This window comes from Micromonospora tarensis, from assembly GCF_016803395.1.
In the GTDB taxonomy this organism is placed as follows: domain Bacteria; phylum Actinomycetota; class Actinomycetes; order Mycobacteriales; family Micromonosporaceae; genus Micromonospora; species Micromonospora tarensis.
Genome location: NZ_JAEVHL010000330.1, coordinates 1 through 5,594, shown reverse-complemented (window position 1 = coordinate 5,594; position 5,594 = coordinate 1). Strand labels below are relative to the sequence as shown.

Genomic DNA, 5,594 nt, shown 5'->3' with positions numbered 1-5,594 from the left:
GCGACCGGCGCAGCTGCCCGCCGGTAAACCGCAGGGCGTCCGGTGCCGGCCACGGCCCGGCGTGCGGGTACAGCCGGTAGTAGTGGATGAGGAACGTCCACATCTCGTCGGTCAGCCGGTACGGCTCACCCATTCGGTAGCCGTCGGGGATGACGACGTTCTCTTCGATCCACTCGCCGACGTCGTACCCGAGGGTGGGCCAGTGCTGGTCCTCGGTCGGCCCCTTCCATGGCATCAGCCGACGACCTCGACAACATCAAGGTGTCGCCGCAATCGGCGCAGGTCCCGCGCCGCACGCCGATGGGCACGCCGCCGGCCCAACACAGTCGGACCTTTCAACGCGATCCACCCTCCGTCGACCGGGAAGTACGCAAGGGCGTACCGCCAGCGGCCAACGCGTCGGATCTCCATGTACGCCATCAGCCCACCGCCTTGATCCGCCCCCGGGCACCCTCGGACTGCTCCCGCTTCTGCGCCACCTCGTCAACCGCGATCTGCCACAGCAGCAGGCGCATCGACTTCGGCGTCAGACCGAGGCGGTCTTCCAGCGCGGTCACCTGCGCCAGCATCGCCGCCGACGCGTCGGGCTTCTCCGAGGCCACCATCACCCGGCAGTAACGGGCGACAGTGCGCGTCCAGCCCATCTGCTCCCACGCCACCGCCTGCGGCGTCGCCCACAACTGCGCCCACGCCTCACGCTCGGCCGGAGACATCCGCCCAGGTAGCGGCCACGTTGGCGGGTCACCTTCGCGGCCCTTCGCCGGCAGCATCACCGGGCCGACACGGGAGTTGCGGCGCACCGGATCATGCTTCGGAGGCTGAGGCATCATCACCCTCCGCAACACTCTCCGTCACCGATCACGCTAGGTGACGCGCTGGCGAACGTGGGAACCGTACAGAAAGCGAGCGACCTGCCCCAGTGGTCCAGGTCTTCGCATGATCAGATTTTTCTGGGCCCGCTCGTCACCCTCGGTAACATCACGAGGGTCACGCTACGTGACTGGCTACCGTGCGCCCTTCGCGCTGTTGCACGATCGGCACAACACCTGAAGCTCTCCACCCTCGCTGCCACCTGCGGCAACAGCGTCGATGTGGTCAGCGGTCAGGTCCGTCGCCTTGTGTGGGTCACGCTTCCAGCCGGGGCACCAGTCGCCCTGCTCCCGTCGGTGTGCTGCCACGGCCGCAGCCCTGCGCTTGTCCTCGGCGTAGCTGGTCCGCGGTCTACGTTCCCGCTTGGTCCGCAGTGCGGCGCGCTCTCGTGGCCGCTGGCAGGCGATGCACCTGGTGCCGTTGGTCAGCGCGCCGCAGTCGAGGCAGGTCCGCTTGGCCATGCTCACCTCGCCGCTGGTCTGCCTCGGGTTGATGCGTGCCGCTGTGAGCCGCGTGTGAGGTTGGGGCAGCGCGGGCGAGAGCGATGGTGCGGTGCGGGCAGGCCAGTCGCCGCAACCGACCTGCCCGCGTTCCCCCCACCGGGTACGACGAAGCCCCGCCGGCACAGGGGCACTGGCGGGGCTTCGGAGTCGTGTGGCGCTATCGCATTTCAGCCACCCTAAGAATCGGGGTGTGAACGATCAGTGTCAAGCTGGCGCGCTGGCCACCGCCGCGCGAGCCAGTCGATGATGCGATAGCTACCAAGGCTGACGAGCAGCACGGCCGGAACACCGATCCAGTCAGGCCAGTTCGTCAGTCGCCACGCCGCCGACATTGCCGCCATGAGAACCCAACCCGCCGAGAAGCACCATCGGCCGAACGTCGCGGCGTTCACGCTGCCACGCTCGCCACGACCGCAGTCTTCTCGCCCCACAGCAGGTGGGCGTACAACCGCAGGTCACCCAGGTCATACAACGTCCGGCCCCGCTCGTCCTTGCCCTTGCCCACCACGACCACGCCACGGGGCGGGCCGATGAACCCCCGAGGCAGACGCTCGATGCGGGGCTTACCCAGCGACGCCCACTTGCGGATCAGCGCCGGGTCGACCGGTCGGGCGTGACGCATGGCCAGGTCGGCTGCTCCCGCGTACGCGTCCACCACCGTGCCGGCGTCACCGACCAGCTCGCGCTGCCACCACTCGACCGTCTCGTCGGTGCCGCAGCCGTCGCAGCCGATGAACAGTTGGCCGGCGTACTGGTACAGCCGGGTACCGCAGATGCTCTCCACGCCGTCGAGGTCGCGCACCAGTAGCGGGCAGTCGCCGATGTACAGCCGGTCGGTGCCGGCCGGGTAGGCGAGGCGTCGGGTGCGCGGATCGGAGGCGATGTCCCGCAGATCCCGCGCGTGCTCGTCAGCGGCCCTGTGAGCGGCCAACCACACCGCATGGTGGGCGATGTATGCGCCGAGGGCTGTTATCGCGTCAGCGGGCAAATGAGAGCCCCTTTCCTCGGCGATCAAGCGGCACAGGCTCACCAGCGTCGCTCGGATCGCCTCCCGCGCCTCCATCACCGCGTCGTCAGGCACCGGAGCGCCCGAACCAGACGAGGCGACCCGCTCACCACCCCGCCCCTTGCGGATCAACGTCAGCGCCAGGTCTTCGTACAGCACGGCGGCGGTGCAGGCGTCCTCAGCGATGCGGCGGGTGTCCACGTCGCACAGGCGCAACCCGTCGGCGGCCAGGCGGGGCAGGCAACCACGGCAGCCCTCGCCGGGGCAGGTGTCGGTGTGCTGGGTCGGGATGCCGCAGTGCTCGGCGATGCAAAGGTGCTGGTACATCGGGCAGGTCCCCCCGGATCTGTAGGCTGGCCGGTGCGTGAGGCGCCCTACAGGGGTGCTGGTGGTGGCCCCGGGACCGGCGAAGTCCTGGGGCCACCGGCGTCTCAGGCCCTGGGCGGCTCTCCACCGCCTCGGCAGCCTGCCGTCTTGACGGCACCGCGCGAGGCGATGACGCGACGGTGGAGCCGCACCAGCCCCTTCTTGGTGATCTCGTACTCCCGGCCGCAGACGGCGCAGATGCCCCGGTCGCGGCCAGTGCTGGTGTATTCGGCGCCCATGGTGTTGTCCTTCCGTTGGGCCGCTCAGCGCGGCGCGGTGGTGGTCACAGGCCGATCCCGGAAGCGGGGTTCTTCCGCCACCGGTCGACCTCTTCGAGGTAGCCGAACAGGGCAGCCGAGCCCTCCTTCCAGCCGCCGTGCCGGGCGATGCGCACCAGGTCGGCGTCGGGGGCGGCGTAGGCGGCGGTGGCGAACCCGCGCCGCAGTGAGTGCCCGGAGAACGCGGCCCCGGCGTCAAGTCCGGCGGCGACGGCGGCACGGCGGACGATCGCGGCCACCGTCTCGCCGGTGATCCGCCCGTCGGTGTCGCCGCGCCCGGTGGCGACGTGCCCGAGGCGGCCGTGCCGGTCGACACGCACGAACAGCGGGCCTGTGTCGCGGCCGTGGTGGGCGAGGGCGGTGCGCCACTGCTCGACCGACCGCACGGGGCAGGTGGCGACGTTGGACCCGTAGGGCACGGCGACGATGCGTCCCCGGCCCTCCTTGTCGGTCTTGGACAGGCGCACAGTCACCTGAAGTCCTTCGGCGTGGGGTTCGAGGTCGGTGAGGTTGAGGGCGGCGATCTCGGAGCGGCGTGCGCCCATGGCGAAGCCGAGGACGATGACGGCCCGGTCGCGGACCCCGACGAGGGTGTCGGGGTCGAGGGTGGCGACCATGGCTTGCAGGGCGGTGAGGGTGAGCGCGGGTGCCCGCTTGGTGGTGCCGCCTGCTTTGGCGTACCGCTTGCGGTAGCCGCGCAGGACTTCCCGGGCTCCGCGCCGGTCGGGTTCGCCGTGGTTGGCGGTGACGTGGGCCTTGGTGATGGCGGCCATGGCCTTGCCGATGGACGACGGGGCGAGTTCCCGGCCGGCAAGGTGGGCGGCGTACTCGGCGAGCGTCTGCGCGGTGGCGGGCAGCGGGGTGCGTTGCTGGTGGGTGCACCAGGTGGTGAAGCGGGCCCATTCCTCGCGGTAGGCGCGGCGGGTGGTGGCGGGGGTGGCTTCGTCGATGAGGTCCCAGGCGGCGGCCGACAGTTCGGTGTCCCGGGCTGCCGGCGCGCGGCCGGTGGGGGTCAGGTCGGTCACGGCTACGCCTCGGGCAGCTCGATGCGGGCGGTCACGATCAGCCGTGCGCCCTCAGGCAGGTCGCTGGCGATGGCCTTGAAGCCGGGGCCGCTGACCAGCCCGCCGCCTGAGGATGCGCCCTCGGCGCGCCAGGAGAGGCCAGGCAGGGGCCCGTGGCCGTAGTCGACCTTCACGGCGGTGAGCACGGTGGTTCGTTCCGCGTTGGTCGCGGACAGCACCTCGTCTTCGTTGGTGTGGCGGTAGCAGCGCCAGGGGTGGTCCTTGCGCCATCTGTCGGCTTCCCGGCGGTCGCGCTGCGAGTCGTACTCGTAGTGGGCCGTTTCGCCGCAGCCAGACTTGGTGCATCGGACGGTGGCGGTTACGCGTCGGCGGAGCATGTCGATCTCTCTTTCTGGTTCGTGGGAATGTCCGTTATCGCGATTCAGGTAGCGGATCGCGGCGGCGAGGACGTCGACCGAATCCCGCATCTGCCCGATCGCCGAGTTGCAGGCGACGCAGAGCAGCCCGCGAACCACCTTCGTGTCGTGGCAGTGGTCGACCACCAACCGGAACGCCTCGGCCGGCGGCGAGCCGTCGAGACGTGGGCGTCCGGTCCGTCCTACCGGCAGTTCGTCCTCGTGCCTGCGGCAGATCGCGCACCGGTGGCCCTGAGCAACGCGCATCGCGTCGTACTGCTCTGGCGTGATGCGGTAGAAGCTCCAGAGGCTGCGCTCGCGGATCCGGCTGACGCCGCCCTCGACGACCCTCTGCCTCTCCCGGTCCCGGTGTCGGCACGGGCCGCAGCGGGCACCGGGACCATCGGAGACGAAGTCCCCGCGATCGCGATGCTTGCCGCACTGCCGGCACCGCTTCGTCTCATCGACCGCGATCACTGTTCCTCCTAATTGATCTCACCCTTATCTGGGAGTTATCGGGTGCGCTACTGGCTCTCTGGCACGTGGTGCTCGCCGGAGCACCCGGCGGCTGGATGCTCGCCACCGATCACGGCGCAGCCGGCCTTGGCGATGTCGAGGTGGCCGGCGCAGGTGTTGAGCACGACCCAGCCCCACCCCTCGGCCCAACCGAGGACGTGCACGGTGGTCGGTTGGCCGCACGCAGGCTGGTCGAGGTCGGCGGAGTACGCGCACGTGGCGGCCTCGGCGACAGGCAATCCGACGAATGGCTTCACGTCTTCTCCTTGATCGATCCGTGGGCACACAGCACTGCTTCTGTGGGCATGGCCGGTCATGCGGCGACCGAATGCCGGGCGCCGAGGTGGGCCATGATCTGCTCCCCGACGTAGCGGGTGTAGGCGGGCGGGATCGCCTCGGACAGTCCGTTGCCGGTCATCCAGTCGATGCCCATGCCCTCGGGGCCGGCGTATGTGCCGATGTCGCCGGTGAACGACGCGTGGTAGCCCCGCTCCCACATCTCGCGGCGCCGGCTGTGCGCGGTCCGGCGCTTGTGGCGCTCGTGCCGCGGTGCGACCAGGGTCAGGCCGGGCGACGGCTCGAAGCGCCGGTGGCGGATGGTCCGGAGGCCGAACATCTCCCCGCAGAGCACGATG

At 70.3% G+C, this 5,594-nt stretch carries 9 protein-coding genes and 1 pseudogene; all 10 read right to left on the bottom strand.

What is annotated here, in order from left to right:
* Positions 1-235: hypothetical protein (locus JM949_RS32975; RefSeq protein ID WP_203151973.1), on the bottom strand; the 235-nt coding region annotated here is incomplete at its 3' end.
* Positions 236-419: 184 nt separating this feature from the next.
* Positions 420-827 (bottom strand): phage terminase small subunit, encoded by a 408-nt coding sequence (locus JM949_RS32970; protein ID WP_238434319.1) that lies wholly within the window; start codon positions 825-827, stop codon positions 420-422.
* A 177-nt stretch (positions 828-1,004) separates the two neighbouring features.
* Positions 1,005-1,331, bottom strand: a complete 327-nt coding sequence (locus JM949_RS32965; protein ID WP_203151971.1) for an HNH endonuclease — start codon at positions 1,329-1,331, stop codon at positions 1,005-1,007.
* 218 nt (positions 1,332-1,549) lie between these two features.
* Positions 1,550-1,765, bottom strand: a complete 216-nt coding sequence (locus JM949_RS32960; protein ID WP_203151970.1) for a hypothetical protein — start codon at positions 1,763-1,765, stop codon at positions 1,550-1,552.
* Positions 1,762-2,706: a hypothetical protein gene (locus tag JM949_RS32955; RefSeq protein WP_203151969.1), complete on the bottom strand. Its 945-nt coding sequence runs from the start codon at positions 2,704-2,706 to the stop codon at positions 1,762-1,764. Before JM949_RS32955 ends, JM949_RS32960 begins: the two co-directional genes overlap by 4 nt.
* Positions 2,707-2,810: 104 nt before the next feature.
* The gene (locus JM949_RS32950) at positions 2,811-2,984 is read right to left on the bottom strand and encodes a hypothetical protein (RefSeq protein WP_203151968.1); all 174 of its coding nucleotides are present in this window, start codon (positions 2,982-2,984) and stop codon (positions 2,811-2,813) included.
* A gap of 44 nt (positions 2,985-3,028) precedes the next feature.
* Complete coding sequence (locus tag JM949_RS32945; protein WP_203151967.1) at positions 3,029-4,048, bottom strand: tyrosine-type recombinase/integrase; 1,020 nt, start codon at positions 4,046-4,048, stop codon at positions 3,029-3,031.
* Between the two features lie 2 nt (positions 4,049-4,050).
* The gene (locus tag JM949_RS32940) at positions 4,051-4,920 is read right to left on the bottom strand and encodes an endonuclease VII domain-containing protein (protein WP_203151966.1); all 870 of its coding nucleotides are present in this window, start codon (positions 4,918-4,920) and stop codon (positions 4,051-4,053) included.
* A gap of 47 nt (positions 4,921-4,967) precedes the next feature.
* Positions 4,968-5,216: a hypothetical protein gene (locus JM949_RS32935; RefSeq protein ID WP_203151965.1), complete on the bottom strand. Its 249-nt coding sequence runs from the start codon at positions 5,214-5,216 to the stop codon at positions 4,968-4,970.
* A gap of 56 nt (positions 5,217-5,272) precedes the next feature.
* Positions 5,273-5,594, bottom strand: a pseudogene (locus JM949_RS32930) (DNA cytosine methyltransferase); the annotation flags it as partial.

What these genes read in the sequence shown, in the direction of transcription:
- JM949_RS32970 (WP_238434319.1), bottom strand. Translation starts at nt 827, where the DNA reads ATGCCTCAGCCTCCGAAGCATGATCCGGTGCGCCGCAACTCCCGTGTC.
- JM949_RS32950 (WP_203151968.1), bottom strand. Translation starts at nt 2,984, where the DNA reads ATGGGCGCCGAATACACCAGCACTGGCCGCGACCGGGGCATCTGCGCC.
- JM949_RS32965 (WP_203151971.1), bottom strand. Translation starts at nt 1,331, where the DNA reads ATGGCCAAGCGGACCTGCCTCGACTGCGGCGCGCTGACCAACGGCACC.
- JM949_RS32955 (WP_203151969.1), bottom strand. Translation starts at nt 2,706, where the DNA reads ATGTACCAGCACCTTTGCATCGCCGAGCACTGCGGCATCCCGACCCAG.